Origin of the sequence: Natronolimnohabitans sp. A-GB9 (assembly GCF_030848565.1) — an archaeon.
Taxonomy (GTDB): Archaea; Halobacteriota; Halobacteria; order Halobacteriales; family Natrialbaceae; genus Natronolimnohabitans.
This window is the reverse complement of sequence record NZ_JAVDDV010000007.1, coordinates 20,842-46,841: the sequence shown is the minus strand read 5'-3', so window position 1 is coordinate 46,841 and position 26,000 is coordinate 20,842. Positions and strand designations below refer to the sequence as shown.

Here is a 26,000-nt window from a genome sequence, read left to right as displayed (position 1 = left end):
TATCAAACGGTGGTTGCCACAGCGAATGCGGATCGCCGACGGCCCGCCGGTTAGCGATCGGGTTCGTCCTCGAGCAGCGACCGCGAGGAGTTCGCGGCGATCAGCAGGCCGCTGACGGCCAGCGCAGCCGTCGTGACAAGCGGGCTCAACAGGCCGGCCAGCGCGACGGGGACGACGATCGCGTTGTAACCAAGCGCCAGCCCGAGGTTCTGGACGACGCGTCGTCGGGCGTTTCGCGCGAGCGCAAAGGCACGTTCGACGGCGGCGAGGTCATCAGAGACGATCGCGAGGTCGGCCGCGTCGGCGGCCAGCGCCGTCCCGCCACCCAGTGAGATACCGAGGTCAGCCGCCGCAAGCGCCGGCGCGTCGTTGGTTCCGTCGCCGACCATCGCCACTCGCTTTCCGTCGCCGAGCCGGCGGATCGCCGCCGTCTTGGCAGCCGGCGAGGCGTTCGCGAAGGCGTGTGTTACCGCCGAGTGCTCTCGGAATCGACTCGCCGCGGCGTCGTCATCCCCGGTGAGCACGACGACGTCGACGCCGCTTTCGGCCAGTGCCGTCACCGTCTCCGCCCATCCAGTTCGGGGTTCGTCGCCGACGACGACCAGCCCCTCCGCCCGACCGTCCCGGCCGACGAGGACGGGTAGATGTCCCTCAGTCCGAGCCTCGGTGATCCGCTCCTCGAGGCCGTCCTCGGGGATCCAGTCGCGTTCGCGAAAGAGATCGGGATGGCCGACGAGGACGCGATGCCCGTCGACGGTGGCCTCGACGCCGGTCGCGTGGCGCTCGAACTCACGGACCGGTCCCGAGATCGGCTCGTCGGTGATGCCGCCATCGGACCGCGTCGGGTCGTCGGTGGGCCCCCGGGAGTCTTCGTTGCTGTCGGGACCGTCGGAACCCGTATAGGCGTCCGCGATCGCCGCCGCCGCTGGATGCGACGCACGTTGTTCGATCGCGCCTGCCGCCCGCAACAGGTCCTCGGGTGCGTCGGCCTCGAGGACGCGCATCTCGCCGGTCGTCAACGTTCCAGTCTTGTCGAAGACGACGATGTCGACGTCGCGCAGCCGTTCGAAAACGCTCTCGTCGAAGACGACGATCCCACGCTCGAGCGCGTCGCGGACGCTCGAGGCGATCGAGCAGGGAGTCGCGAGGCCGAGCGCCCACGGACTGATAACGACGATCGCCAGGAGGACGGCCGCCGCGCTCTCTATCGTGGTTGCGTCGGTCGACGCGGACACGAGACCGACGACGATGGCAGCGACGACGACGACAGGGAGGAGGAGTCCGGCGAGCGTGTCGGCACGGCGCTGGACCCCGTGGTCGACGCTCTGGAGATTCCAGACGGTTCGGGTCAGCCCCTCGATGCTGCTCGTCGTTCGCTCGCTGACGTCGACGACCGCGGCGTCGTCGGTGACGACCGAGCCCCCGATCACCCGATCGCCCTCGGTCTTCGAGACGGGGAGCGATTCGCCGGTGACGATCGCCTCGTCGATCGTACAGGTTCCCTCGGCGAGCCGTCCGTCGACTGGGACCCGCTCGCCGGCACGGACGAGCAGCCGATCGTCGCTCGTGACGTCCTCGACGGGCACCTCGTCGGTCGTACCGTCGTCCTCGAGAACGCGGGCCGTTCCGACCTGCGAGACCGTGAGGTCCGTCAGCCGGTTCAGTGCCCGCCGTTTGATCGTCTCCTCGTAGAAGACTGCGGCCATCACGACGGCCGCGACGAGGATCGTCAGGTCGTAGTAGATGTCGGGTCGTTGAGCGAAAAAGGAGAGCGTCCCGTAGGCGTAGGCGGCCACGATCGACAGCGCCGCGAGCAGGTGGGTGCTCGGCCGGCGCAGCTTCAGGCTGACGTATGCACCCCGCAACAGCGGCATGCCGGTCAGATAGAGGACGGCACCGGTCAGTACGAAAAACAGCGGCAGGAACAGGAAGCCGTCGAACGTCTCGAACGCCCCTTCGTAGAGTCCGAACAGCCAGTAGTCGGTGTAGTCGGCGAGATACACCGGATAGAACACCGTAAGATAGGGCACCAACAGAAACGAGCCGAAAACGATCCCGACGATGTAACGCATCTCGAGGACGTCCTCGGTGCGTCGCTTTCGCAACCCGTTCATCTCACGGGCCCGACGGGTCGTGTTCGCGTCGTCGCACCCGTCGGTCTCGTCGCCTGGGGCCTCCTCGCGACGATACGCCGTGTAGCCGGTTCGCGTCAGCGCGTCCTCGAGGGCGGCCACGGAGACGCGATCCGGATCGTGATCGACCCGGACCGTCTCCGTGACGTAACTGGCCGCCGCGTCCGCGACGCCATCCTGGCTCTCGGCGACCGCCTCGAGGTAGGACTCACAGAGCGCCGAGTGCATACCGTCGACCCGAAAGAACGTTCGCTCGAGTCTCTCATCACCGGTCTCGTCGGTGGCCGGCCCCGCTACGTCCACGCTCGGAACGGGACCGTCGCCGTCGGCCGTTCCGAGGGCGTCGGCGATCTCCCGACAGCCACGCGAACAGAACGGCCCGTCGGTACCCGACCCGTCGGCGGTGGTGTCTGCGGCCGCGCCACACAGCCGACAGCGATCGGTCCCAGGTTCGTGATCGCTCACTACGTGGGTCTCCACCCTCGAGTGTCATAATAGTCACCAATCGTCGTTCGGCTGTCCCGATCGATCGCTCGGGCTGTCGCTATCCGCGCTCGAGAACCGTCCCCGACTCGCCGACTGCGACCGTCCGATTCGAACCGATCGAGACCGACAGCAGGGGTGTCGAGACGTCGGGATCGGACCGGTCCCACGCCGCGGTCGGCCCGTCGCGCTCGTAGACGTGGCCGTCGTCGGCACACACCGCCGTCCGCTCGTCGCGGCGAGCAATCCCCGAGAGCACCCCGTCGAGGACCCGATCGGGTGTCCACTGCGTGCCGTCGTAGCGGTGGACGACGCCGTCGTCCGCGCTCACGGGACAGTCTCCCTGACCCGTCGTCGCGACGTCGGTGAGCGTGCCGTCGGCACCCTCGAGTCCGATTCGGTCGAACGAGTCGCCGCCGTCGGTCGTCTCGAAGACGCCGTCGTTGGTGTCACAGCAGTAACCGACGTCGCCGGCGAGTGCGACCCCGCTGAGACTCGATCCGCTTCCGGGTTTGTCGGGCCCCGTCCACTCGAGACCGTCGTCTCGATATCGACCGCGTAACACGGCGCCGGAGCCAGTTATCAGGAGAATCGTCTCCGTGTCGCGTTCCCCGCCGACGGCGACGCCCAGCCAGTTGTCGGTGACGTCCTCGGGAGCCGTGTAGTCGGTGTGACGGCCGGTCGCGGCGTCGATCCGTCCAAGCGAGCCGCTGTCGCCGGCGATCCAGACTGCCTCGCCGGCCGCCGTCGTGTCGACGCCGCGGAGGTCGTTGCCGCCGGCGGCGGGGCCGTCCTCGAGGACGACCGTCCAGTCGTCGCCCGAATCGCCGTTTCGGTCGGTGGCGTCCCGCGAGTCGTCGGTGGCAGCGAGGACGATCCCGCCGTCGCCGACCGCGTAGACGCCGTTCGTTCCGACGACGACGTCGCGCAGCGTCGCATCGGTCGGAACGTCGACGGTGTGCCAGCCGCGTCTCTCCCTCGGTTCCTCGCCGACGGCGGATTCCGCGTCGGCACTCGAGTCGGCCTCGCTGTCTGCCGGCTGTGTGGCCCGTTGGTCCCGACTCCGGTAGCGGAGGTACAACGCGATCGGCGGCACGACGTAGACGGCCAGCGCCAGCGCGGCGAACCAGTTGTGGACGATCGTCAGTGTCCCGAACGCGGTCAAGCCGGCCGTCGCGACGGCGTGAATCCAGGTCCTCGTGTAGGACCGAAAGAACGGAACGAAGCCGTCGGCCTCGAGTCGCGTCTCCTGGGCCGTCATCGGTAACGATCACCCGCGGGGAGTCGTACGGATACTCGCGTTCGGGTTCGGTTCGACAATTCACGGTAGCGTATCGGGCTGGTGGCAAAAAGCGTGGTGCCGGCACGCGCGATGGCACGCCGACGGGACGTTATCGATAGTGGCGGCTCGTCTCGAGGGAGACGCTGAGCACACCGTTGTTGTAGACGGCCTCGCGATCGTCGCCGAAGACGAAGCGACCGGGTGCCGGAACGGTTCGTTCGGTGCGTTCGCCGTCGCGGTCGATCACCAGCCGGAGTCGCTTCGCGCTGGCTTCGACCGTGAGATCGTCGACATCGGCGGGAAAGACGTCGACGACGGCCTCGAGCCGGCCGGCTGATCGATCGTGCGTGAGTCGGAGCGGGAACGGAAACGCTGTGCCGTCGGCATCCGTCGGACTGGTCGCGGACATATGGCGTGGTTCGACTGCGGTCGGAAACGGAACCGCGTGTACGACTGGCGGCTTGATATGGGATGGCGTCGCCCGGCTCGAACCTTAGAGATACCCCAGATCCGCGAGCCGCTCTTTGGTCCCCTCGCGCATCTCGACCGCGTCCGTCTCACCGGCGTCCTCGAGCGGCTCGAACTGCTCCTCGAGTCGGTCGCGGAGCGCCCGAACCCGCTCGGGTTCTCGCTCCGAGAGGTCGGTTCGTTCGTTCGGGTCGGTCCGGAGGTCGTGCAGTCGCTCGGAGCCGTCGTCGCCGCGAACGTATTTGTATTTGCGCGTGCGAGCGGTCCGGAGCCGTCGATCGTACTCGTAGACGTGGTCGGGAAGCTCGCCGAATCGCGCCTCGAGGCGATCGATAGAGGGCTGTGGTGCGACGTACTCGGCGAAGACCGCCTCCCGCGGCTCGGCCGTCGATCGAGGGTGCAGCGATCGTCCCGACCCCTGATCGCGGAGTTCGGAATCGTCGACGCCGGCGGCGTCGAGTACGGTCTCGGGGAGATCGAGCAACTGGACGAGGTCGTCGCGGCGGCCGCCGTCGGTGAAGGGGCCACCGTGACAGACCAGCGGGACCTCTATCAGCGTGTCGTAGAGGTTGTACTGGTGGCCGAAGAAGCCGTGTTCGCCGATGTGCTCGCCGTGGTCGCCACAGACGACGAACAGCGTCTCCGCCCACGTTCCGGCGTCCTCGAGGGCCGCCCTGAGTGTTCCCAGTTGCTCGTCGACGTAGGCGAGTTCGGCCCGGTAGAGACCACGCAGGAGGGCGAACTCGCGGTCGGTGAGCTCGTACTCCTCGCAGTCGAAGGCGCGTGGGTCTTGCCGGATCGCAGTCGCATCGTCGTAGCTCGCACCGGCGGGCAGGAACCGTTCGGCGTACTCCCGGGGTGGATCGTACTCGACGTGGGGTTCGATGAAGTTACAGAACAGAAAAAACGGTTCGTCGTCGTCGCGGTCGGCCAACCAGTTTGCGATCCAGGTCGTCGACCGATCGGCGCCGTCGTCGCCGGCGGGCTGAAACACCTCGCTGTAAAGGATGTTCGCGGCGTTGACCAGCGGATTACCGTCGAAGAGTCGATCTCGTGTGGCCTGCAGCTTCTCCCGGAGGTCCTCACCGCGGACGACCGCTCCCATATCCGCGTCGGACTGGATGTACTGCCAGCCCTTGCGCAAGTCATCGAACCCGCGATGAAAGCCAAACTCCTCGGTGATCCAGGTGTTGTTCGAGACGCCGATCGTCTCGTAGCCCGCGTCGGAAAACGCTTCGGGCAGCGTTCGCAGTTCCGCGTCGAGATAGGTGTGCCCGCCGTGGGTGCCGTGTTCGGACGGGTAGGTCCCCGTGAACATCGACGCGTGCGATGGGAGCGTCCACGGCGCGGCCGCGAAGGCGTTGTCGAACGTCGTCCCCTCCTCGGCGAGTCGGGTCAACGCTGGAGTCGTCTCCGGACCGCTGCTTTTCGCTCGAGCGGTGTCGAGAACGACGAGGACGACGTTTCGAACGGTCGAATGTGACTCCGGATCACGCTCGTTGGACGACGCTGACGTAGTTTCGGAAGGTCCCGCCATGTCTGTCCCTTACTCCACCCCTCGACGGGAAGGTCACCCGCCCCGATTATGCAGGTCGTTCACGATCGTCTCCTGTCCGTCGGACACCGACATTCCCACTCGAGCGAGCATCTCCCTGCAAGGCAAGCGCGAACGCTTACTCGAGTCGTGGCCGTATCCGGCAGCGATGGTGTCGCCGAACGTCGTTTTGATCCACTGCCACGATCTGGGGAAATACGTCGGGTGTTACGGTGCGGACGCCGAAACGCCCCGGATCGACGCTCTCGCAGCTGACGGCGTCCGCTTCGATCAGCACTTCGTGACCGCACCGCAGTGTTCGCCGAGCCGTTCGAGCCTGCTGACCGGTCGCCACCCCCACCAGAACGGAATGTTGGGCCTCGCACACGGAAACTGGGAGGTCGGGCCCGACGAGCAGTTCCTCCCAGCATTGCTCGCCGACGCGGGCTACGAGACACACTTGTTCGGCCTCCAGCACGTCACCGAGCACCTCGAGCGACTCGGCTACGACCGGATCCACAGCGACGAGTCCTTGCGGCCGGATACCTCGCCGTCGGTCCACGAGACGGCCCGCGCTCGAGACGTCTCCGACGACGTCGCGGCGACCCTCGAGGCGGGGGACCACGAGGAACCCTTCTTCGCTTCGGTCGGCTTCTTCGAACTCCACCGTGTCGAGGAAAACGGCGGCTTCGGCTTCGAGGCCGACCGCTACGGTGCGCCCGATCCCGTGGACGTCGAGCCACTCGAGTTCCTCCCCGACTGCCCGGGAATCCGGTCAGACATCGCCGAGATCCACGGCATGGTTTCGGCGATCGACGACGGCGTCGGGACGATCGTCGACGCACTCGAGGATGCGGGACTCTCCGAGGATACCCTCCTCGTCTTCACCACCGAGCACGGGCTGGCGATGCCCCGCGCGAAGGGCTGTTGTTTCGATCCAGGAATCGAGGGGGCGCTGCTGTTGTGCTGGCCGGACGTCCTCGAGTCGGGCCGAGTCGTCGACGATCTCGTGAGCAACGTCGACGTCTTCGCGACGCTGCTCGAGATCGCCGACGCACCCGCTCCCGAGAAACCGATCGCCGGCCGGAGCTTCGCTCCGCTGCTCGGGAACCGCGAGCGCTGGGGCGAGTACGAACCGCGCGACCGACTCTTCTCCGGGATGACCTGGCACGATCGGTACAACCCGATCCGGGCGATCCGCACCGACCGCTGGAAGTACGTGCGGAACTTCTGGCACCTGCCCGCCGTCTACATGACGTCCGACGTCTACTGCAGCGCTGCCGGTCGCGAGGTCCGCGGGGCGTACTACAGCGAGCAACGGCCCTACGAGGAACTGTACGACCTCGAGGCGGATCCGCTCGAGCAGGAGAACCTCGCCGCGGGCGACGACCCGGACGATCCGGCCGTCGTGGCCGTCCGTGATCGGCTTCGCGGGGAACTACTCGAGTGGATGGCCGACACCGACGATCCGTTACTCGAGGGACCGGTGGTACCGAACGACTGGGAAACGGTCCACCCACGCCTGGACGACGATCGAGACGCGACACGGAACTGAACGAATTATGATCTCGCGCCCGAACTCGAGAACCGAATGACTGACGTCGTCAGCCTGGGGAGCGTCAACGTCGATCGAACGTGGGATCTGTCGTCCGACCGAATCCGTGAGTTCGAGCGGCGGTACGACTGGTTTCCGGACGCAGGCGAGACCGTCCGACTCGACGATCGATCACGACTCGTCGCCCTCGAGCGCGACCTCGAGGCCGAGGGCATCCGTCCGCGGACCGTCGTCGGCGGCAAGGGCGCAAACCAGGCGGTCGCGGCGGCGCGTGCACTCGGCGAGGCGACGCTGCTTGGCTGTGTCGGGTCCGACGAACGCGAGTACGGCGTCCGCGAGACGCTCGCCGACCGCGGCGTCGACGTCGATCGGGTCGCCGTCGCCGACCGCGAGACGGGGACCGCGTTCGTCTTCGTCGACGAGACCGGCGAGTCCTGGATCGCGATCGGCGGCGGCGCCAACGACGCGGTCGACGCTGCTTACGTCGATCGTCACGACGACCGAATCCGGCACGCGGACGTCCTTCTCCTCCAAAACGAGATTCCAGCCGCGACGGCCGAACGCGTCCTCGAGCGACTCGAGCGCGACCCCGAGAGCGAGCGGCCGACGATCGTCTGTAATCCCGCGCCGGCAGACGGCGCCGAACCCCTGCTCGATCGTGCGGTCGACGTCGTCGTGGTCAACGAGGCCGAGTACGCGGCCCTCGAGTCGTCCCTCGCCGACTTCGAGGGACCGGTCGTCCGAACCCGGGGTCCCGACGACGTCGTCGTCGAGGATCGCTCCCTCCGAATCACGCCGCCGACTGTCGAGCCAGTCGACGCGACGGGGGCCGGCGACGCCTTCTGTGGCTATCTCGGAGCGCTGCTGGCAGCGGGTGCGACCCTCGAACGAGCGCTCGAGGCCGCCACCGTTGCAGGCTCGCTGACGACCGAGACGGCCGGCGTCGGGAACGCGATACCGGCCCGTAAGCGGGTACGCGACGCACTCGAGAAGCGGTAAGCGGTGCGTGAGCGACTACTGTGTGACGTCAGACGGCGTCCGCGCGAGTCGCCGCTCGAGCGACCTGACGACCAGCTCCCGGTATCGCTCGTAGTCGGCGTCGACGGCGACGCGTCCGTTTGGCTCCTCGCCGGTCACGTCGTTGGCGTCGGCGACCAGCGCACCGCGTGCGAGATCGCCGTCCGCGCCGACCTCGAGGTGATAGACCGACGTCTCCACTACGTCGTCGTCGATGAGGCTCGCGACGACGAGCGCGTCGTGGATCGCCGCCGAATCGATCCCGTAGCGCTCGAGACGGTCGTCCTCGTAGTAGGTGAGCCACGCCTGCAGCGACCGCTCGAGTGGGCCGTCTCCCTCGCTTCCGTCGAGCCCGTCGACGAGTTCCGGCGGGACGGCAGCCCGCTGGGTCACGTCGAGGCCGACGATCGTGGGGTCACAATCTCGGACGACCCGGCGAGCGGCGTGGGGGTCGGAGTGGAAGTTCGCCTCGGCAAGCGGCGTGACGTTGCCGGGGGTAAACGCAGCGCCACCCATGATCACGAGCTCGTCGAGCAGGTCGGGGAGGTCGGGCTCGATCGCCACCGCCAGCGCGACGTTCGTCAGCGGCCCGATCGCCGCGAGCGAGAGGTCGCCCTCGTGGGCCCGGGCCTGCTCGACGATGTACTGTGCGGCGTGTGTCTCGATCGGCCGCGTCGCCGGCCCCGGATCCGGAAGGTCGCCCATGATGCCGCCCTCGCCGTGGACGTGTTCGGACGTCTCGAGGTCGACGAGCAACGGCCGATCGGCTCCCATTGCGACGGGCACGTCCGTCCGGTCGACGAACTCGAGGATCGCGCGGGCGTTCGCCGTGGTCTCCTCGACCGGCGCGTTCCCGTGGACGGTCGTCAACCCGGTCACCTCGAGGGCGTCACACTCGAGGGCCAGCAGGATCGCAACCGCGTCGTCACAGCCCGGATCCGTATCGATCAGTAGGGGGCGCGTCATATCGGTAGCGTCGGGGCCTCCGGGGGATAAAACGCCGGATCGCAGATGCCGGCCGCTCGATTTCGACGGTCGATGTGCCGCAGGCGACCGCCGTCCCGAACTGGATCACCGACGTCATGGATCACCGACCTCACGCGAAACGAGAGCACCTCGATGTCACGTGGATCGCGGTCTCGCTCGACCCTGTGTCGGCTCCGTTCGACGGGCCTAACAGCCTGGCGCGTCTCCGTCGACTCGATGCCGACCCGCGCGTTCCGGATCGCCTACGACGGCACCGGCTACTACGGTTTCCAGCGCCAGCCCGACGTCACGACCGTCGAGGACACTCTCTTCGACGCCTTGCGCGAACTCGACGTACTCGCGTCCGACGCGGATAAACCGGCCGGCTACGCCGCCGCGGGGCGGACCGACGCCGGCGTTTCCGCACTCGGCCAGACGATCTGTCTCGAGACCCCCGACTGGCTCACCCCGCGGGCGTTCAACGCCGCGCTCCCCGCGTCGATCCGGGCGTGGGCCGCGACCGACGTCGATCCCGACTTTCATGCCACCCACGACGCGGTCAGCCGGACGTACACGTATCACCTGCATGCGCCGCCGTCCGACTCGCTGCGCTCCGAGCGCGAACGCGCCGTCGACGACGACCGCTTTCGTGCCGCCTGTGAGTCCCTCTCGGGCCGGCACGACTTCCACAACTTCACGCCGGACGATCACAACACCGTGCGTGCGCCGACGCTCGAGGCGTCTCGCGACGGCGACTATCTCGTCTGTACGGTCACCGCCGGCGGCTTCGCCCGCGAACTCGTCCGCCGGCTCGTCTCGCTTGCCCGCGACGTCGGGACCGGCGCCGAACCCCTCGCGAAGATCGATCGCGCACTCGCGTCCGACCCCCTCCCCGGTCACGAGGGGATCGCGCCCGCACCACCGGAGCCGCTGGTGTTGACCGCCGTCGACTATCCCGGCCTCGAGTTCGAGATCGATTCGGACGCCGCCGCGAGCGCACGTGCGGTCTTTCGCACCCGCCGGATCGAGCGACGAACGGGCGCTCGAGTCGCGGGACAGTTGGCAGAAGGCTGTGGTGAACGCGGCCGATAGCCGGTCTCCGGCGCGTGTACGAGCGCTTTTTACGGTCGCGCCCGACAGTTCGGCGCATGGAACTGTCGCCTGAAGAGTACGGTGCCTACTGGCGGGCGTCGATTCGCGTCGCGGCGGGCGTGACCATCATCGTGCTGGGGTATCACCTCGTCTCACCGCTGCTGTCGGGGCCGACCGCCGGCGCGATCGGACTCGCGGTCTTCCTGCTGGTCGCTCTCATTCTCGCAGGCTCGTTCGTTGCGATGCTCGGCGTCGCCCGCGTCGTCCGGACCGCCGTCGACGCCGAGATGCGGGGTTGAATCCATCGATCGAGGCTATCTCTACCGTCGGACAGATGCGTTGAGACACTGTCACCGGGGACGCCTCCGGTGACTGTATCAACCGTTCTGTCCGACGGTACCGCGGTCGCTCGAGCGAGCAGTCGGTGAACAGAGATATACCCATGCAACGCTTTGCCCCGGTACGATGAGTGAGTCTGCACCGGGACCCACCGAGGACCAAGTTCGAGAGGACGTCTCGCTGTTCCTCCAACGAAACTTCCCCCAGATCCAGGCCCACGGCGGCGACTCCTCGATCACCGAGGTCGATCTCGAGGAGGGCCACGTCGCGATCACCCTGAGTGGTGCCTGTGACGGCTGTGGCGTCAGTTCGATGACTACCGAGGCGATCAGGCGACGACTCCCGCGGGACGTCGAGGCGATCGACTCGGTCGCGGTCAGCACCGGATTCGACGGCCTCTCCGAAGGGACGAACCGGCACATCTCGGACGACGTCCCGTTCTGAGCGGCGTTGCCGGCGTGGTTGTACTGTCGGACGAACGCCATTCAGGTTACACTGAAATAGCGTGAGTTTCACTCCGCTCTCGAATACCAAAACCGTAGTACCAACTACCGATAGTTCTCTCCAGCAGTATCAGTCCCACTCGTCCGGCCAAATCTCGGCCGCACGCATTCCGGGCTCGAACTCCTGATCACGGAGCCGTTCGCGTAGCTCTTCGACGTCGATCCGGTCCACGTCCGTCCGCGTCAGTTCCCGAACCAACAGCGCCGTCAGGATGGCGTGTTCGCGCAGGTTTCGGGGATCGGCCTTATCTCGCGTGTCGGCCGTCGTGTGTCCCCAGCCCCGTCCCCGTTCGCCGCCCTCGGGCGGTTCGCTGTGCAGTTGCAGCGTCGGAACGCCCTCCCGGAGGAACGGCCAGTGATCACTGAAAGGATGTGGATCCGGATCGTGAACGACCGGCTGACCAACCGCGTCGGTCACCTCGTCGGCGAGTTCCGCGAGCCGATCGGCGCCGTGTGAGAGCGCTTTCAGGTTCCGGTATCGGCCCGCTCCGTCGACGTTGACCACCGCACGTACCGACTCGAGATCGAGTTGCTCAGTCAGGGCCTCGGCGCCCAACAGCCCGAGTTCCTCGCAGCCGACCCCCGCGATACGGACCCGACAGCCGAGGTCGTCCGCGAGCGCCTCGAGGATCGACACCGTGCCGGCGACGGTCGCGATCCCACAGCCGTTGTCGAGTGCGCCCTCCGTGATGTCGTGGGCGTCGTAGTGAGCGACGACGAGGAGTTCGTCGTCCGTCTCGGGGCCGACGACACCGTGGACGTTCTGACTCGAGCCGGCCTCCGTCGAGGCGTCGACGCGGACGCGGGCCCGCGCGCCGCGGTCGGCGTACTCAGTCAGCCAGTCGTGGGTCTCGGCGCTGACGCCGATCCCGGGGACGGCGGCCTCGCCGTCGAACTTCAACGCACCCGTCGGCGGCAACTGACCGGGAACGTGGTTCGCGAAGACGAACGCCTGCGCACCGGCGGCGACCGCGTGGCCGAACTTCTCCATGCGATGGACGAACCGCTGGCCCGGCGGCGTCGTCGTCGAAGCGACCGCGATCGCCCCCTGCAGGTCGACGGCCTCGAGCTCTTCGGGGGTGCCGTAGCCGACGTCGACCAGCGGTCCCTCGACGTCGCCGGCCGGCGCGTACGGCAGTGCAAGCGCCTCGAAGGAGCGGTCGATGCGTTCCGCGTCGGCGGACTCCGAATCGATCGCGTCGGTACTGGCCGGTCCCGTCCGCTCGCCGCCGACGACGGCGAATTCTGTCGCTCCACGCTCCCAGTACTGCATCGAAAACTCCTGGAACCGTACCTCTTCGAGTCCGGCGCTGGAAAACGTCTCCCGGACGATCTCGGCGGCACGGCGTTCGGTCGGCGAGCCCCCCATCCGGTGGGGGAGTTCGGTGAGTCGAGTCAGCAGTCTCCAGGCTCGGTCGTCGGTCCAGGCGCGACCGAGCGCGCGCTCGAGTCGATCGTCGAAACGATCCCGTCTCTCCATACTCCCGTGTTCTCGCTCGAACGGGATATTCTACGGGTTGGAAACACACGGGATCGGCAAACCGCCTCGAGTCGGCGTCTCCTCTGCCGGTTCCCCCTCCGACACGCTTTACCACCTCCGTTCCGAAACGCGGGGTATGAGTACCGTACCCGACCGCTCCGAGGTCGACGAGGAGTATACTTGGGACCTCGAGAGCATCTACGCGACCGACGACGAGTGGGAGGCCGCCTACGAGCGGGTCGCAGAACGCGTCGAGGAGCTCGCGACCTACGAGGGGCACATCACCGACGACGCCGAAACCCTTCTCGAGACCCTCGAACTGCGCGACGACGTCATGCGCGAGGTCTCGACGGTCGCCGCCTACGCCCGGATGCGCCGCGACGAGGACACGACCGACCAGCACTACCAGGCGCTGACCGCTCGCGCCCAGTCACTGTCGGCCGACGCCCAATCCGCGGCCTCCTTCATCGAGCCCGAACTCCAGGAGCTAACTCGCGAGGAGTTCGACGAGATGATCGCCGAAGAACCCGACCTCGAGACCTACGATCATTACGTCGACGACGTGTTGCGGATGAAACCCCACACCCGCTCGGCGGAGGTCGAGGAACTGCTCGCGGACTTGAGCGAGGTCACGGGCGCGACGGGGGAAGTGTACAACATGCTCTCGAACGCGGATATGGCGTTTCCCACCGTCGAGGATCCCGACGGAGAGGCCGTCGAGATCACCCAGAGCAACTTCGTCAACCTACAGAAGCGTCCCGACCGCAAGTTCCGTAAGCGAGTCTACGAAGCGTACTACGACGAGTGGTCGGAGCTTCGGAACACGGTCGCAAGCGCCTACAAGAACAGCGTGAAAGCCGACGTCAAGACCGCACAGGCGCGGAACTACGACACCGCACGCGAGGCCGCCCTCGACGGGCCGAACGTCCCCGTCGACGTCTACGACACCCTCGTCGACACGGTCCACGACAACCTCGAGAAGCTCCACCGCCACGCCGAACTCAAACGACAGGCGCTCGACGTCGACGAGCTTCGGATGTGGGACGTCTACATGCCCCTGACTGGCGACGAAGGACCCGACGTCGACTACGATCAGGCCACCGAGTACGTCGTCGACGCGCTGGAACCGCTGGGCGAGGCGTACCAGTCCCGCGTCGCGTCCGGTCTCGAGTCGAACTGGGTCGACGTCTACGAAAACGAGGGCAAGCAGTCCGGGGCCTACTCGGGGGGCACCTACGACACCCAGCCGTTTATCCTGATGAACTATCAGGACGACATCTCCTCGATGTACACGCTGGCCCACGAGTTGGGGCACTCGATGCACTCCGAACTCACCAAAGACAAACAACCCTTCGTCTACTCGAGTTACGAGATCTTCGTCGCCGAAGTCGCGAGTACGGTCAACGAGGCGCTGCTTACGAGTCACCTCCTCGAGACCGTCGACGACCCCGAGTTCCGCAAACACGTTTTGAACGAGTTTCTCGAGCGCGTTCGCTCGACGCTGTACCGTCAGACCCTCTTTGCGGAGTTCGAACACGAGACCCACCGACTCGAGGAAGACGGCGAACCGCTCACCGCCGACCGACTGGACGAACTCTATCGCGGACTCAAGGAAGACTACTACGAACCCGCCGTCGTCGACGACCGGATCGCCCGCGAGTGGATGCGGATCCCCCACTTCTACCGGGCCTTCTACGTCTATCAGTACGCGACCGGTATCTCCGCCGCGCTGGCGATCGTCGACGACGTCCTCCCCGAGGGGGCCGGCGGCGAGCCGAATCGTGACGCCGCCGAGGACTACCTCGAGTTCCTCCGGCGTGGCTCCCGGGAGTACCCCCTCGAACTGCTTCGGATCGCTGGCGTCGACATGAGCAGTTCGGGCCCGATCGATCGAGCACTGGAGACGTACGGCCAGCGTCTCGAGGAGATGGACGCGCTGCTCGAGTAGTTCGGCGTACCGTTTAAAAACCACGTTTTGTGGTGGTAAACTCTCACGAACCCAGTGGTCCGTGATGTTATTGTTCCCCGGTTGAAAATCGTGAGAACGATCGGTAGCGATCAGACGAAACTCTGGCAATCGTCGTAACACTGCGTACAGGCGTATCCACCAGCACTACAGCTCGCTACCAGACAGACCGCACACGCAACTGCACCGATTCCCGTGACGCTTCCAGCACAGGCAATCGCACACCGCACACAAACGGCGGAACCTGTCACACACGTCCCACACCAGGTGATGCAGTCGCTTCGGCTACCCTGCACTTGGATTTCGTCCGGCGATTTGGTTACGACGTCCGCGTTTGCGAACCCGTCGGGTTCGACCGCTGCATACGCCGGATCGAGATCGTTTCTCACCGTCGGGTCGGCTCGTTTGGTCTCGGGCAAAACCCGTTTGACAACCGTCTCTTCCGTCGAGTCGTCGTGCCGAATCACCTGAAACCCATCGGACGTGTCGCTTATAAAGACGAGCGCGTCGTCCACTCCTCCGTCTACGACCTGTTCGAGTCGGGTCCGTTCGTTCTCGGTTGGTGACCGAAAGAGTCCCTTCCCTCCTTCTCCGGCGAGAAACACCGTATGTGATGTTTCCGGCAAGTACCGATACTGTTCCGGGAGCCGACCCCGGACCTGATCGAACGACCGGTCGGATTCCGGATCGGTCAGCCGTAGCTGTGCCATCTCCGACTCGCCGTCGCGTTCGTAGTATTCTAGCTTTCCGAGATTCGTTTCGAGGTGGACTACTTCGTATTTGGATTCCTCGTCCTCTATGACCTGCATTCGAGCCGTCTCGTACCCGATATCGAGAGATCCAAACTCATTGACGATCTCTTGCACTGGCTTCGTATTTTTTAGGGCGTCGATTCGAGTCTGATCAACGTCGGTCGTCGCACTCACGCTATTACTTCCCAGATAGCCCAGACCGACAACAGCGCCGGTGGTACCCATCGTATTGAGAAACGATCGTCGATTAATTCCGTGTTCCCTTTTAGTAGGTCTATCGGACATACGATATAGTATCACTCATACAGATATTTATATTCTTTAATTTGATTATCAAAACATTTTATAGATAGAATAATATATGAAACTGTTGCATGGCAGACAACAGTGACTTAGAGATCGAACGACGGAAAGTGATGAAGACGATTGGTGGCGGTATCGGGATCAGCACCGTTGGACTCACACAGTCGACCGCCGCAGCACGATCGAAAGACGTCGACCGCGCGGAAATCTCGAGAATCGAATCGTCGGAGAAGGTCCAACAGCTCCTCGACGACGTCGGCGGAGTCGCACTACCGGTAGGCCGAGCAACGCAGACGGTTCTCGGTGAGGAGTCTCACGTTACCGTGACGGAGATCGAGAACAAGTACGGATCGTTAGTATACATCGAACCAGACAATAACGAGCCGGAAGCGATGTTTTTCCTCTCGGAGGAGGGTCCCCGTCCGCGGAACTATTCGGACCTTCCCGACGAAACTAGTCCGACACTGTTCGCGACGGACGACGGAAGCGAGTTTCGCCGCCATGCAACCGATGCTGAGCACGCAAAATTGGCATCGGTCGTAGACGAACAACAGGAGGATACGACCGCGTTTACCGGTTCGGACATCGATGGGTTTTACGTCGACGTTCGACGGTCCGGGAGCGCGCAGAGTTTGGTAGAAAACGAGGAACAAACCCTTCGGTATCACGTTCGGCTCGATCACGCGTCGACATCGACCGCATCCGACGATATCCGAGCTACATCGGTTTCCACGGCTTGGACACCCAGTCTCCCGAGTATTCCGGACGAGGCGGTCGAAGAATGTGCCCCTGACTGCACCAGTTGTATCGCATCCGTCGGAAGTTGTTCCCGCTGTGCACTCGTTTGTGCCGGTTCACCGACTGGCATCGGCGCTGTCAAGTGTGCTGTGTGTATCAAGATCGCCTGTAGTCTCGGCGGCGGTGTAAGTTGCGCGGCGTGTTCGGGCTGTCTGCTAAGCCACGTGCCTGGCTGTTGTTAAGACATCCGAGCCGTTTTTGTAGCATCCAGCCCCTGGTTTCCGTCTGGGCCACAATAAAGTAAAACTCCACATCCGTTATTTACAAGTATGCTGGATAAACGACGAACCCGAAGACGAAAAGAGCCACTGCGAGGACGATCGAAATAGTGATCCTCGTTTTCGAAGGAGTAGTCTCGAGATCGCTGTGGGGACCGTCCGTCATTCCTTGATACCCAACGAATACGAGTACCAGTCCACCAAGGAGCGTTATCGCTCCAAACATCGGTGAATTAACGGCAAGCGGAATGGACGCGATCATCCATCCACCTGCGAGCAATATCGTTCCGACGCCGTTCAGTTGTGTCCAATGGACAGTTCTACCAGCAAGGGTAACTGTCTCTTCTATTCCCGATACGATGAACAGTATTCCCGAACCAATTAGAAGAACTGTTCCCGCGATCGACGATAGAGGCGCATCTATACCAGCTATTACAAAAAAAGTGCCACCATACATTAGGAGTCCTATCCCAAGGATTAACGTCGAATATCGTTGAAATCGTCCCATAGTGGACGCATCAAGATCAACCTTCATAACATTATTGGCTGAGTGGGATTGACGTATAAAACTCGTACCCGAAACCGATCGTAACGCCGACAGTTGGCGAGTCAGTTCCATTCCGTCGATCGAAACGGACGATCTGGGCTCGTGTCGCCTGCTCGTGCTCGGCCACCAAATCCGTCCGCGACCCAAAGGCACATTTATCGTGGGGGACTTACGGGCGTACGTCAGGATGTCTCGAAGCCCGTCTATCCCCGACCGACCTCACCGCGATATCGATCCCGATCTCCCCGACGACGAGCGACTCGAGGCGCTGCGTGGCCACTACGAGGATCTCGTAGACGTCAACGAACAGCTGTCCGAACAGCTCGACGAAGCCGAACAGCGACGCCAGCGACTTCGCGAGCGCGCCGACCGCATCGAGCGCGAAAACGAGACGCTGAAAAGTTCCTCGCTGTACATCGCGACCGTCGAGGACATCCTCGAGAACGAGGAGGTCGTCGTCAAACAGCACGGCAACAACCAGGAGGTGCTGACCGACGTCTCGCCGCGGATCGTCGACCGCGTCGAGCCCGGCGACCGCGTCGCAGTCAACGACTCGTTTGCGATTCAGTCGGTGTTGAGCGCCGAGACCGACGCGCGAGCCCAGTCGATGGAGATCACCGAGCGGCCGGAGGTCACGTACGCCGACATCGGTGGGATCGACGAACAGGTCCGTGAGGTCCGCGAAGCTGTCGAACAGCCGCTGTCCGAGCCCGAGCTGTTCGACGAGGTCGGTATCGAACCGCCAAGCGGCGTGCTCCTGCATGGCCCGCCGGGGACGGGCAAGACGATGCTCGCGAAGGCCGTCGCCCACGAGACCGACGCCACCTTCATCAAGATGGCCGGCTCCGAACTCGTCCGGAAGTTCATCGGCGAGGGCTCGCGGCTCGTCCGTGACCTCTTCGAGATGGCCCGCGAGCGCGAACCGGCCATCATCTTTATCGACGAGATCGACGCTATCGCGACCCGTCGCTCCGAGTCAAAGACCTCCGGCGACGCCGAAGTCCAGCGGACGATGATGCAACTGCTCTCGGAGATGGACGGCTTCGAGGCCCGCGGCGAGATCCGTATCATCGCCGCCACGAACCGCTTTGACATGCTCGACCGCGCCATCCTCCGACCCGGCCGGTTCGATCGCCTCATCGAGGTGCCCGAACCCGACCGTGACGGCCGCGAGCAGATCCTCCAGATCCACACCCGCGGGATGAACGTCGCCGACGACGTCGACTTCGGCGACCTCGCGGACGACACTGGCGGCTACTCCGGTGCCGAAATCGAGAGCCTCGCCACCGAAGCCGGCATGTTCGCCATCCGTAACGACCGCGACGAGGTCCAGCATCAGGACTTCGTCGACGCTCTCGAAAAGATCGAAGAGGACGACTCGAGCGACGTCATCTCGTCGGCCGGCTACTTCTACCAGTAGGTCGGTCCGTTTCTGTTTCTTTTCGAGCGCACTTCCTGTCCGTCTCTTATCGAGGCTGACTCGAGACCGACGGGTTTCGAGCACGAATCGCAACGCCTTACGCTGTCGGTCTCCGAAGGCGAATATGAGCACCATTCGAGTCGTTTGGGGGTCCGCGTCGGCCCCGACGAAGATGGCGTCCTACGACGCCGCCCTCGCCGAGGCCGGCGTCGAGAACTACAATCTCGTCTCCGTCTCGTCGGTGATCCCGGCAAACGCCGACGTCGAGGCCGTCGGGACGGCGCCGGATCTCGGCCCCGCCGGCGAGCGACTGACCGTCGTCGAGGCTCGAGCCACCACTGCGGGTCCGGGACAGGTCAGTGCAGCACTCGCGTGGTCACAGTCCGCCGAAGGGCCGGGCCTGTTCTACGAGACCTCGGGCGAGACCGACCAGGCTGACGTCGAACGTCGCGTCCGAGAGGGACTGCGTGCCGGTCAAGAACTACGTGACTGGGAGTTTTTCGATCCGCGAGTCGCCGTCGAGAGCGAACAGGCCGAACCCGGCGTCCACACGACGGCGCTCGTCCTCGCCGTCTACGGCGAGAGCGAGCCGATCTGTTGACATCCTGTTGTGATTTCCCGAAGGCGAACCCTTTTGATGCGTCGGTGCGTTGTGGTCGACGTACACTTCTCATGAACGGAAATACGCCGTACGCCGGGCTGCCGGGAGAGACGGGTGCTGGTCAGCGTGCCGCGGCGGACGTTCCGGACCTCTCGCGAACACAGAAACGGACGCTCCACCGCGACGTCTCGCGGATCGCCTCCCGAACCCGTGAGTTCCTCCCCGACGAGTACGTCGTCGACGCCGACGTCTCCCACAGCATGACCGGTCCCCAGGTCACCGTCGCCGTCCGACCACCGGTCGGACACGCCGTCAGCGCTGGGTTCACGCCCAACCTCGAGGAGGCTACGGCCGACGAGGCCCTCATCACTGCCGACGAACGCGACGAGGTCGCTCGCGGTCTCGCCGCAAGCGCCGCTTTGCAGGTCAAACAGGCCATCAGCGACAACGTAACGCCGACCGGGAAGTAGCGTCGCGTCACCGGCCCTTTTCGTGACGTCCGACGATAGGATCGGTCGTGGCGTCGATTAGTACAGCAACTGTTCGATCTGGTGTTGTCGGCGCTCGAGATCGATCGCTGGCTCGAGATCCGGATCCGCGATGAGTCGGTCGAGGACCAACAGCGGATCCGTCCCCGCGCGTTCGACGGCCTCGAACAGCGTTTCGATCGCGTCTCGGTTAGTCGCCAGCGACGAACACAGTCCGATCGCGAGTACCAGCGCTACGGCGGCGTCGGGATCGGCCGGGAACGCGTCGCTGATCCGCGTGAAGTCGGGCTCCTCGAGTGTGTCGTCGTCGGCCGCGTCGACGGTGAGACAGCGGGTACAACACGTCGCCACTGCCGCCGATTCTGGTGCGTACTCGCGGTGCTCCTCGGGAACTGAAAAGACGACCGTCGGCGATCCACAGTCGGAACAGGCCATCTCGGGGGAGTCGAACGCGTTCGCGTTCAGTCGCCGCCCGGAACGCCACCCGCAGTCGACTGCTCCATGTCGGGTTCGGCCGTCCCTGCCTCGTCTTCCTCGTCGTCTTCGTCTTCGGCTTCGGCTTCGGCTTCTTGCTCTTCTTTCTCGGCCTGTTCTTTCTTCTCCTTGATCTTCTTCAGGCGGAACGTCTCCTCGCGTTCCTGTTCCTCGAGTTTCTGTTCGATGTACTCCTGGCTGTCGTAGAGGTCGGGCAGGAGTTTGAACTCGAGGGCGTTGACGCGCCGTTTGGTGGTCTCGATCTCCCGGAGCATCTTCTTCATCGCCGTCTCGACTTCGGCAGCGAGGATGATGCTCTCGAGTAAGTCCTCGTAGGCTTCGGCGGCTTCGTCGATGCGGGCGGACGTACCCATGATCCCGTAGCCGCGCTGGTCTAAGCTCTTCGAGACCCGGGAGGACTCGATCTGTGGGACGACCACACCCATGATGTTTTTCGACTCGGTGGTGATCTCGGGGTGTTCCTGGAGTGCAGCCGCGGCTCCGCGGACGGCGACGTCGCCTTCCATCGCCCGCGCCATGTTGAGCTTCTTTTGGGCTTCCTCGTAGTCGTCGGCGAGGTCTCCGCGGACGTCCTGGGCCTTATCCAGGATGTCCATGAACTCCATGATCAGCCCGTCCCGTTTCTTCTCGAGTGTGCCGTGTCCCCGCTCGGAGAGTTCGATTCGATCCTCGATCTCCATCAGGTTCTTGCGGGTGGGCTTGACGTCCTTGGCCATCTTGTGGGGTGTTTGCGCCCCCAGCCGGATAACTGTTTACAGTTTCGTACGAATCGCCGACACCACTCCGTCCCGGTCTGTATCACCACGGCCCATAATGAATAAAGACAGAATGTATTCGAAGCGTTAAATATTGTAGATATGAATTGATATAAATAGATTGAAAATAATATGAGAACACGGTATGATAGGTAAAAGTGAATTACTGAAAGCTAGTGGTAGTGGTATCACACCATCTCTATACTCCTTTTCATAGTACAAATGGGTTTATTCACGATCGATCTCGGTGTGGACCGCCGAAAAGCGAACGTGGTGATAGGTCTGTTAGGAATGGCGATATTTGCGTCCTACGCTATTGTAACTGGACGAGCAAGCTACCTCACGACACCTCCATTGTATCTACTCATTGCGGCTACTCTTGGAATGATTGGAGCAGTTATAGAGAGTACTCGAGACAGTACGGCGCTTATGATCGTATGGGGAATACTAATTGGTGGGTTTATCGGCGCACTCCTCTCCAGTGAAACGTGGTTCGAACTCCTCTTCGCTATGTTCTTAGGCGGGGTCCTCGGTACGATCGCGACTATCATTGCCGACTGATGCGGACTACTGTACCGATGTCCCGCCGATCGCACTCGAGACGCGATCGGGTGTGTATTGACTGTGTCCGGGAGTATGCCTACAGGAGATTGTATGAATTGTTGGCAGCGAGTCGCGGTGCAGTCACAGCCGACTGTCTCGCTGTATAGTTGCTATTGTACGAACTCGACGATGCCTGCTCTCGTACCAGAAGACGGTGGAGACGCTCTCTAGCTCTCTACCCCTGCCCGACCATCCGGTCTTCGTCTTCCCACTCCTCCTGGCGGAGTTCGTACTTCTGGACCTTCCCGGTCGCCGTCGTCGGCAGTTCCTCGACGAACTCGACTTCGCGGACCACCTTGTAGCTCGCGAGGTTGTCCCGCGTGTAGTCGACGAGTTCGTCCCGCGTTACGCTTGGATCGTCGGGATCTTCGTTTCCAGGCACGACGAACGCCTTCGGCGTCTCACCCCACTCTTCGCTTGGTGCCGGGATCACCGCGACGTCGGAGACTTCGGGGTGGTCGAACAGCGTATCCTCGAGTTCGATACTCGAGATGTTCTCACCGCCGGAGATGATAATGTCTTTCTTGCGGTCCTGGATGGAGATCATCCCGTTCTCGTCGACCGTCGCGAGGTCGCCCATGTGGTAGTAGCCCTCGACGCGATCGTTGAAGGCTTCCTCGGTCTGTTCGGGCTTGTTCCAGTATTTCTCCATGACCTGGTTGCCTTTGACGACGATCTCGCCGATCGAGGCGTCGTCGCGGTCGACGTCGTTGCCGTCCTCGTCGACGACACGGATCTCGGTACCGAGAAGGCCCATCCCCTGGCGCTTCTTGATCGCGAATCGGTCCGAATCGTCGTCGTCGAGCGTCCGTCGAGCGTCGGACGTCGTGATCAGCGGTCCGGTCTCGGTCGCGCCGTAGACGTGTTTCAGATACCAGCCGAACTCGTCTTCGACGGTGCGGATGGTGGCTTCCGGCGGTGCCGAGCCCGCGGTCGCGATCCGCACGTCGTTTTCGCCCGTCGTCTCGGGATCGTTTTCCTCGTAGTAGTCGATCAGCATGTTCAGCACCGTCGGCGCGCCACACATGTACGAGACGTCCTCCGTCTGGACGGCCTCGAAGATGCCGCCGGCGTCGACGCCACGGGTACAGACGTGTTTCGCGCCCATGCCCGTGACCGAGTAGATGTGGCCCCAGCCGTTGACGTGGAACATCGGCAGCGTCCAGAGGTAGACGTCGTCGTCCCGAATTTCCTGATGGGCCGCCGCAATATACGCGTGGATCGTCTCGGCCCGGTGGGTGCGACAGACGCCTTTCGGATCGCCGGTCGTCCCCGAGGTGTAGTTGATCGTGACGATCTCTTCTTCGTTCATCTCGGGACGGTCGTACTCGGTGTCCGCCTCTTCGAGTACTGCCTCGAAACTCTCCCAGTCGCCGTCGACTTCGTCGACATCGTTCGTGATGAACGTCTCCGTGGGGACCTCGTCACGGATCGGTTCGATCTTGTCTGCGTACTCGTAGTCCGCGTAGATGGCGTCGACCCCAGCGTCCTCGAGCATGTAGGAGAAGTCGTCGGGCGTCAGCCGGTAGTTAAGCGGCGTATGGATCGCACCGACTTGCATGCTCCCGTAGGCTGCCTCGAGGTGGTAGTGGGTGTTCGGGTCAAGCACTGCGACGCGATCGCCCTTCTCGATACCCCGCTCTTGCAACGCTGCCGAGAACCGATCGACGCGTTCTCCCAGTTCGTCGTACGTGAACCGCTCCCCCGTCGTTGCGACGACAGCCTCCTTGTCGCCGTAGTGGTCCCGCGCTCGATCGAGGAAGTCTGTCACGAGCAGTGGCTTATGCATACGTGTGAATGCAACATCAACGATCATCAAGTTGATTTCGGTTCGGCCCAGCGCGTGGGCATATCGGCTCCTCGCCTTCGAATCCGGACTCGACCGATGCGAGCGAGCAGTTATTGATACGGGCTATTGTCCAGTAGTATACCACTCAGATACAGGAAACCAGTACCACGACCGTTCGTGGAGATACTCGAGTCTCGGTCAGTCGGCGTTGGAGATGGATCGTCCGTACTCGCCCGCCTCCACGGCGGCGTCGGCGTACTCCTCGGCCGTGATCGTATACCGGTGTGCGTCGACGACGACGTCGCCGTGTGCACGCCAGTTTCGAAGCACACCGTCGTAACTGCCGCCGTAGGTCTCGAGGTACCGCTCGATCGCCTGCCGCGACCGGTCGTTTCCGTCCTGGTGGATTACCTCGACGACGGCGAGATCGAGGCGGTCGAAGGCCAGATCCAGCAGCGCCCCGGCACGCTCGCCGGAGTATCCCCGCCCCCAGAACCGCTTGCGCAGCCAGATCCCGAGCGAACCGGCGCGACGAGACCGGTCGACGTCGAGTTTCGCGACGCCGGCCAGTTCGCCGGCGTTTGGCTCCGATTCGTTCGGCCGAACGAAATACCGGGCGACCTCACCCGTCTCCCACTCCCGTTCGATTCGATCGAGCAACGCGACGGTTTCCGCTCGCGTGTCGTGGGGCTCCCAGGGGAGATATTCGGCGACCGATTCGATACCGTCGTCGCTCGAGCGGATTCGGTGGAACTCGTCGACGTCTACGGCCTCGCGACACGCACGCTCGAGTCGTAACCGTTCGGTGGTAAGCGTCTCGGGAAACATCGATCCCATCACGACACGGCAACCGGATACGTAATACGTCGGTAGCGCAGTTGCACGGACGCAAACGGAGGTGAAACGGTCGTCTAATGACACGATAGCCGGCGTTGCTACTCGCGACCGTTCACTCGAGTCAGGCAAAAAACGAAAGCGACGAATCGAACGCGGAGCGTTCGATCAGTCCGCCTGAACGGCTTCCGGCTCCTCTTCGCGGTAGTGCTCCTCGATGAGGTCCTCGTCGATACGGTTGAGCTCCTCTTTGGGGAGCATCGAGAGGAGGTCCCAGCCGAGGTCTAGGGTCTCGTCGATCGACCGGTTGGTGTCGTACCCCTGCTGGACGAACTCCTGCTCGAAGCGGTCGGCGAAGTCGAGGAACTTGTTGTCCCGCTCGGAGAGCGCCTCGCGACCGACAATGTTCACGAGGTCGCGCAGGTCCTCACCCTCTGCGTAGGCGGCGTACATCTGGTCGGAGACGTCGCCGTGGTCGCCGCGGGTCAGGCCCTCACCGATCCCGTCGTCCATCAGTCGAGACAGCGACGGAAGGACGTTGATCGGTGGCTCGATACCCTGGCTGTTCAGGTCTCGATCCATCACGATCTGCCCCTCGGTAATGTATCCGGTGAGGTCCGGGATCGGGTGGGTGTCGTCGTCGCCGGGCATCGTCAGGATCGGAATCTGCGTGACCGACCCTTCCTTGCCCTCGATACGACCGGCACGCTCGTAGAGCTGTGCCAGGTCGGTGTACATGTATCCGGGGTAGCCACGGCGTCCCGGGACCTCCTCACGTGCGGCGCCGATCTCACGCAGCGCCTCACAGTAGTTGGTCATGTCCGTCAGGATGACCAGCACGTGGTAGTCCTTCTCGAAGGCCAGGTATTCGGCGGTGGTCAGTGCCAGTCGCGGGGTGACCTGGCGCTCGACTGCCGGGTCGTCCGCGAGGTTCATGAAGACGACCGACCGCTCGAGTGCGCCCGTGCGCTCGAAGTCGTCCATGAACTCGTTTGCCTCTTCCTGGGTGATCCCCATCGCACCGAAGACGACGGCGAACTCGGAGCCTTCCTCGCCGCCTTCTTCCTCTTCCGGCACGGTCGCCTGTCGGGCGATCTGCAGGGCGAGTTCGTTGTGGGGTAGCCCCGACCCGGAGAAGATCGGCAGCTTCTGGCCACGAACGAGCGTGTTCATGCCGTCGATGGCCGAAACGCCGGTCTGGATGAACTCCTCGGGGTACTCCCGGGAGTAGGGGTTGATCGCTTCGCCGACGATGTCCTGGCGCTGGTCCGGAACGATCTCCGGGCCGCCGTCGATCGGGTTCCCGGAACCGTCGAGCACCCGCCCGAGCAGATCCTCGGTGACGGGCATCTTCATCGTCTCGCCCAGGAAGCGAACGGAAGCGTTGCGGTCGATACCGCCCGTTCCTTCGAACACCTGGATCGAGACGATCCCTTCGCTCGATTCCAGCACCTGTCCGCGCAGGGTCTCTCCCTGTGGCGTCTCGATTTCGACGATCTCGTCGTACCCGACGGGCTCGTCGACCTCGGCGAACACCAGCGGACCGCTGATTTCCGTGATAGTCTGGTACTCTTTCATCG

23 protein-coding genes are annotated in these 26,000 nt (G+C 63.8%); 10 read left to right on the top strand and 13 right to left on the bottom strand.

Translation table 11 applies throughout. The features are described from left to right. Positions 1-50 precede the first annotated feature (50 nt). From RBH26_RS11020 to RBH26_RS11005, 4 genes are all read right to left on the bottom strand, one after another. Positions 51-2,597 carry a cation-translocating P-type ATPase gene (locus RBH26_RS11020; RefSeq protein WP_306758329.1) on the bottom strand — a complete coding sequence of 849 codons (2,547 nt, stop codon included), beginning with the start codon at positions 2,595-2,597 and terminating at the stop codon, positions 51-53. A 79-nt stretch (positions 2,598-2,676) separates the two neighbouring features. Then, a complete protein-coding gene (locus tag RBH26_RS11015; protein ID WP_306758328.1) occupies positions 2,677-3,876 on the bottom strand; it encodes a hypothetical protein in 1,200 nt (399 codons plus the stop codon). Between the two features lie 130 nt (positions 3,877-4,006). Beyond that, a complete protein-coding gene (locus RBH26_RS11010; protein WP_306758327.1) occupies positions 4,007-4,306 on the bottom strand; it encodes an Hsp20/alpha crystallin family protein in 300 nt (99 codons plus the stop codon). 84 nt (positions 4,307-4,390) lie between these two features. Continuing rightward, entirely contained in the window at positions 4,391-5,902 is a 1,512-nt protein-coding gene (locus RBH26_RS11005) for a sulfatase (protein WP_306758326.1), read from the bottom strand. A 166-nt stretch (positions 5,903-6,068) separates the two neighbouring features. Between RBH26_RS11005 and RBH26_RS11000 the strand changes: the two genes are divergently transcribed. Further along, positions 6,069-7,454 carry a sulfatase gene (locus RBH26_RS11000; RefSeq protein WP_306758532.1) on the top strand — a complete coding sequence of 462 codons (1,386 nt, stop codon included), beginning with the start codon at positions 6,069-6,071 and terminating at the stop codon, positions 7,452-7,454. 36 nt (positions 7,455-7,490) lie between these two features. Beyond that, positions 7,491-8,453, top strand: a complete 963-nt coding sequence (locus RBH26_RS10995) for a PfkB family carbohydrate kinase (RefSeq protein WP_306758325.1) — start codon at positions 7,491-7,493, stop codon at positions 8,451-8,453. Between the two features lie 15 nt (positions 8,454-8,468). Here RBH26_RS10995 and RBH26_RS10990 read toward each other — a convergent pair whose 3' ends face one another. Then, positions 8,469-9,437: a nucleoside hydrolase gene (locus RBH26_RS10990; protein WP_306758324.1), complete on the bottom strand. Its 969-nt coding sequence runs from the start codon at positions 9,435-9,437 to the stop codon at positions 8,469-8,471. Between the two features lie 237 nt (positions 9,438-9,674). Between RBH26_RS10990 and truA the strand changes: the two genes are divergently transcribed. From truA to RBH26_RS10975, 3 genes are all read left to right on the top strand, one after another. Further along, positions 9,675-10,529: a tRNA pseudouridine(38-40) synthase TruA gene (gene truA / locus RBH26_RS10985; RefSeq protein ID WP_306758323.1), complete on the top strand. Its 855-nt coding sequence runs from the start codon at positions 9,675-9,677 to the stop codon at positions 10,527-10,529. A gap of 56 nt (positions 10,530-10,585) precedes the next feature. Continuing rightward, a complete protein-coding gene (locus tag RBH26_RS10980; RefSeq protein WP_306758322.1) occupies positions 10,586-10,828 on the top strand; it encodes a hypothetical protein in 243 nt (80 codons plus the stop codon). A 166-nt stretch (positions 10,829-10,994) separates the two neighbouring features. Further along, on the top strand, positions 10,995-11,312 hold the full coding sequence (locus tag RBH26_RS10975) for a NifU family protein (protein WP_306758321.1): 318 nt from the start codon (positions 10,995-10,997) through the stop codon (positions 11,310-11,312). 129 nt (positions 11,313-11,441) lie between these two features. Here RBH26_RS10975 and RBH26_RS10970 read toward each other — a convergent pair whose 3' ends face one another. After that, positions 11,442-12,851, bottom strand: a complete 1,410-nt coding sequence (locus tag RBH26_RS10970) for a M28 family metallopeptidase (RefSeq protein ID WP_306758320.1) — start codon at positions 12,849-12,851, stop codon at positions 11,442-11,444. Between the two features lie 136 nt (positions 12,852-12,987). Between RBH26_RS10970 and pepF the strand changes: the two genes are divergently transcribed. Continuing rightward, on the top strand, positions 12,988-14,799 hold the full coding sequence (gene pepF, locus RBH26_RS10965) for an oligoendopeptidase F (protein ID WP_306758319.1): 1,812 nt from the start codon (positions 12,988-12,990) through the stop codon (positions 14,797-14,799). 110 nt (positions 14,800-14,909) lie between these two features. Here the strand turns inward: pepF and RBH26_RS10960 are convergent, their stop codons facing one another. Together RBH26_RS10960 and RBH26_RS10955 are read right to left on the bottom strand one after the other, a co-directional pair. Next, positions 14,910-15,626 (bottom strand): hypothetical protein, encoded by a 717-nt coding sequence (locus RBH26_RS10960; RefSeq protein WP_306758318.1) that lies wholly within the window; start codon positions 15,624-15,626, stop codon positions 14,910-14,912. A gap of 1,305 nt (positions 15,627-16,931) precedes the next feature. Continuing rightward, complete coding sequence (locus RBH26_RS10955) at positions 16,932-17,423, bottom strand: hypothetical protein (protein WP_306758317.1); 492 nt, start codon at positions 17,421-17,423, stop codon at positions 16,932-16,934. A gap of 199 nt (positions 17,424-17,622) precedes the next feature. Between RBH26_RS10955 and RBH26_RS10950 the strand changes: the two genes are divergently transcribed. From RBH26_RS10950 to RBH26_RS10940, 3 genes are all read left to right on the top strand, one after another. After that, positions 17,623-18,855 (top strand): proteasome-activating nucleotidase, encoded by a 1,233-nt coding sequence (locus tag RBH26_RS10950; RefSeq protein WP_306758316.1) that lies wholly within the window; start codon positions 17,623-17,625, stop codon positions 18,853-18,855. 124 nt (positions 18,856-18,979) lie between these two features. After that, complete coding sequence (locus RBH26_RS10945) at positions 18,980-19,456, top strand: pyruvoyl-dependent arginine decarboxylase (RefSeq protein ID WP_306758315.1); 477 nt, start codon at positions 18,980-18,982, stop codon at positions 19,454-19,456. Positions 19,457-19,527: 71 nt separating this feature from the next. After that, positions 19,528-19,926: a DUF5811 family protein gene (locus RBH26_RS10940; RefSeq protein ID WP_306758313.1), complete on the top strand. Its 399-nt coding sequence runs from the start codon at positions 19,528-19,530 to the stop codon at positions 19,924-19,926. Positions 19,927-19,983: 57 nt separating this feature from the next. Here the strand turns inward: RBH26_RS10940 and RBH26_RS10935 are convergent, their stop codons facing one another. Together RBH26_RS10935 and RBH26_RS10930 are read right to left on the bottom strand one after the other, a co-directional pair. Continuing rightward, positions 19,984-20,379: a DUF6276 family protein gene (locus RBH26_RS10935; protein WP_306758312.1), complete on the bottom strand. Its 396-nt coding sequence runs from the start codon at positions 20,377-20,379 to the stop codon at positions 19,984-19,986. A 26-nt stretch (positions 20,380-20,405) separates the two neighbouring features. Then, positions 20,406-21,155, bottom strand: coding sequence for a V-type ATP synthase subunit D (locus RBH26_RS10930; RefSeq protein WP_306758311.1), 750 nt, complete (start codon positions 21,153-21,155; stop codon positions 20,406-20,408). A gap of 288 nt (positions 21,156-21,443) precedes the next feature. Between RBH26_RS10930 and RBH26_RS10925 the strand changes: the two genes are divergently transcribed. Beyond that, on the top strand, positions 21,444-21,755 hold the full coding sequence (locus tag RBH26_RS10925; RefSeq protein ID WP_306758310.1) for a hypothetical protein: 312 nt from the start codon (positions 21,444-21,446) through the stop codon (positions 21,753-21,755). A 217-nt stretch (positions 21,756-21,972) separates the two neighbouring features. Here the strand turns inward: RBH26_RS10925 and RBH26_RS10920 are convergent, their stop codons facing one another. From RBH26_RS10920 to RBH26_RS10910, 3 genes are all read right to left on the bottom strand, one after another. Further along, positions 21,973-23,586: a long-chain-fatty-acid--CoA ligase gene (locus tag RBH26_RS10920; protein WP_306758309.1), complete on the bottom strand. Its 1,614-nt coding sequence runs from the start codon at positions 23,584-23,586 to the stop codon at positions 21,973-21,975. A 198-nt stretch (positions 23,587-23,784) separates the two neighbouring features. After that, positions 23,785-24,423 carry a GNAT family protein gene (locus RBH26_RS10915; protein WP_306758308.1) on the bottom strand — a complete coding sequence of 213 codons (639 nt, stop codon included), beginning with the start codon at positions 24,421-24,423 and terminating at the stop codon, positions 23,785-23,787. Between the two features lie 165 nt (positions 24,424-24,588). Continuing rightward, entirely contained in the window at positions 24,589-25,998 is a 1,410-nt protein-coding gene (locus RBH26_RS10910) for an ATP synthase subunit B (protein WP_306758307.1), read from the bottom strand. Positions 25,999-26,000: the final 2 nt, after the last annotated feature.

What these genes read in the sequence shown, in the direction of transcription:
- RBH26_RS10975 (WP_306758321.1), top strand. Translation starts at nt 10,995, where the DNA reads ATGAGTGAGTCTGCACCGGGACCCACCGAGGACCAAGTTCGAGAGGAC.
- RBH26_RS10910 (WP_306758307.1), bottom strand. Translation starts at nt 25,998, where the DNA reads ATGAAAGAGTACCAGACTATCACGGAAATCAGCGGTCCGCTGGTGTTC.
- RBH26_RS11005 (WP_306758326.1), bottom strand. Translation starts at nt 5,902, where the DNA reads ATGGCGGGACCTTCCGAAACTACGTCAGCGTCGTCCAACGAGCGTGAT.
- RBH26_RS10930 (WP_306758311.1), bottom strand. Translation starts at nt 21,155, where the DNA reads ATGGCCAAGGACGTCAAGCCCACCCGCAAGAACCTGATGGAGATCGAG.
- RBH26_RS10970 (WP_306758320.1), bottom strand. Translation starts at nt 12,851, where the DNA reads ATGGAGAGACGGGATCGTTTCGACGATCGACTCGAGCGCGCGCTCGGT.
- RBH26_RS10960 (WP_306758318.1), bottom strand. Translation starts at nt 15,626, where the DNA reads ATGCAGGTCATAGAGGACGAGGAATCCAAATACGAAGTAGTCCACCTC.
- RBH26_RS10935 (WP_306758312.1), bottom strand. Translation starts at nt 20,379, where the DNA reads ATGGCCTGTTCCGACTGTGGATCGCCGACGGTCGTCTTTTCAGTTCCC.
- RBH26_RS10945 (WP_306758315.1), top strand. Translation starts at nt 18,980, where the DNA reads ATGAGCACCATTCGAGTCGTTTGGGGGTCCGCGTCGGCCCCGACGAAG.
- RBH26_RS10955 (WP_306758317.1), bottom strand. Translation starts at nt 17,423, where the DNA reads ATGAAGGTTGATCTTGATGCGTCCACTATGGGACGATTTCAACGATAT.
- truA (WP_306758323.1), top strand. Translation starts at nt 9,675, where the DNA reads ATGCCGACCCGCGCGTTCCGGATCGCCTACGACGGCACCGGCTACTAC.
- RBH26_RS10940 (WP_306758313.1), top strand. Translation starts at nt 19,528, where the DNA reads ATGAACGGAAATACGCCGTACGCCGGGCTGCCGGGAGAGACGGGTGCT.
- RBH26_RS10915 (WP_306758308.1), bottom strand. Translation starts at nt 24,423, where the DNA reads ATGGGATCGATGTTTCCCGAGACGCTTACCACCGAACGGTTACGACTC.
- RBH26_RS10990 (WP_306758324.1), bottom strand. Translation starts at nt 9,437, where the DNA reads ATGACGCGCCCCCTACTGATCGATACGGATCCGGGCTGTGACGACGCG.
- RBH26_RS11015 (WP_306758328.1), bottom strand. Translation starts at nt 3,876, where the DNA reads ATGACGGCCCAGGAGACGCGACTCGAGGCCGACGGCTTCGTTCCGTTC.
- RBH26_RS10920 (WP_306758309.1), bottom strand. Translation starts at nt 23,586, where the DNA reads ATGCATAAGCCACTGCTCGTGACAGACTTCCTCGATCGAGCGCGGGAC.
- RBH26_RS11010 (WP_306758327.1), bottom strand. Translation starts at nt 4,306, where the DNA reads ATGTCCGCGACCAGTCCGACGGATGCCGACGGCACAGCGTTTCCGTTC.
- pepF (WP_306758319.1), top strand. Translation starts at nt 12,988, where the DNA reads ATGAGTACCGTACCCGACCGCTCCGAGGTCGACGAGGAGTATACTTGG.
- RBH26_RS11000 (WP_306758532.1), top strand. Translation starts at nt 6,069, where the DNA reads ATGGTGTCGCCGAACGTCGTTTTGATCCACTGCCACGATCTGGGGAAA.
- RBH26_RS10950 (WP_306758316.1), top strand. Translation starts at nt 17,623, where the DNA reads ATGTCTCGAAGCCCGTCTATCCCCGACCGACCTCACCGCGATATCGAT.
- RBH26_RS10980 (WP_306758322.1), top strand. Translation starts at nt 10,586, where the DNA reads ATGGAACTGTCGCCTGAAGAGTACGGTGCCTACTGGCGGGCGTCGATT.
- RBH26_RS10995 (WP_306758325.1), top strand. Translation starts at nt 7,491, where the DNA reads ATGACTGACGTCGTCAGCCTGGGGAGCGTCAACGTCGATCGAACGTGG.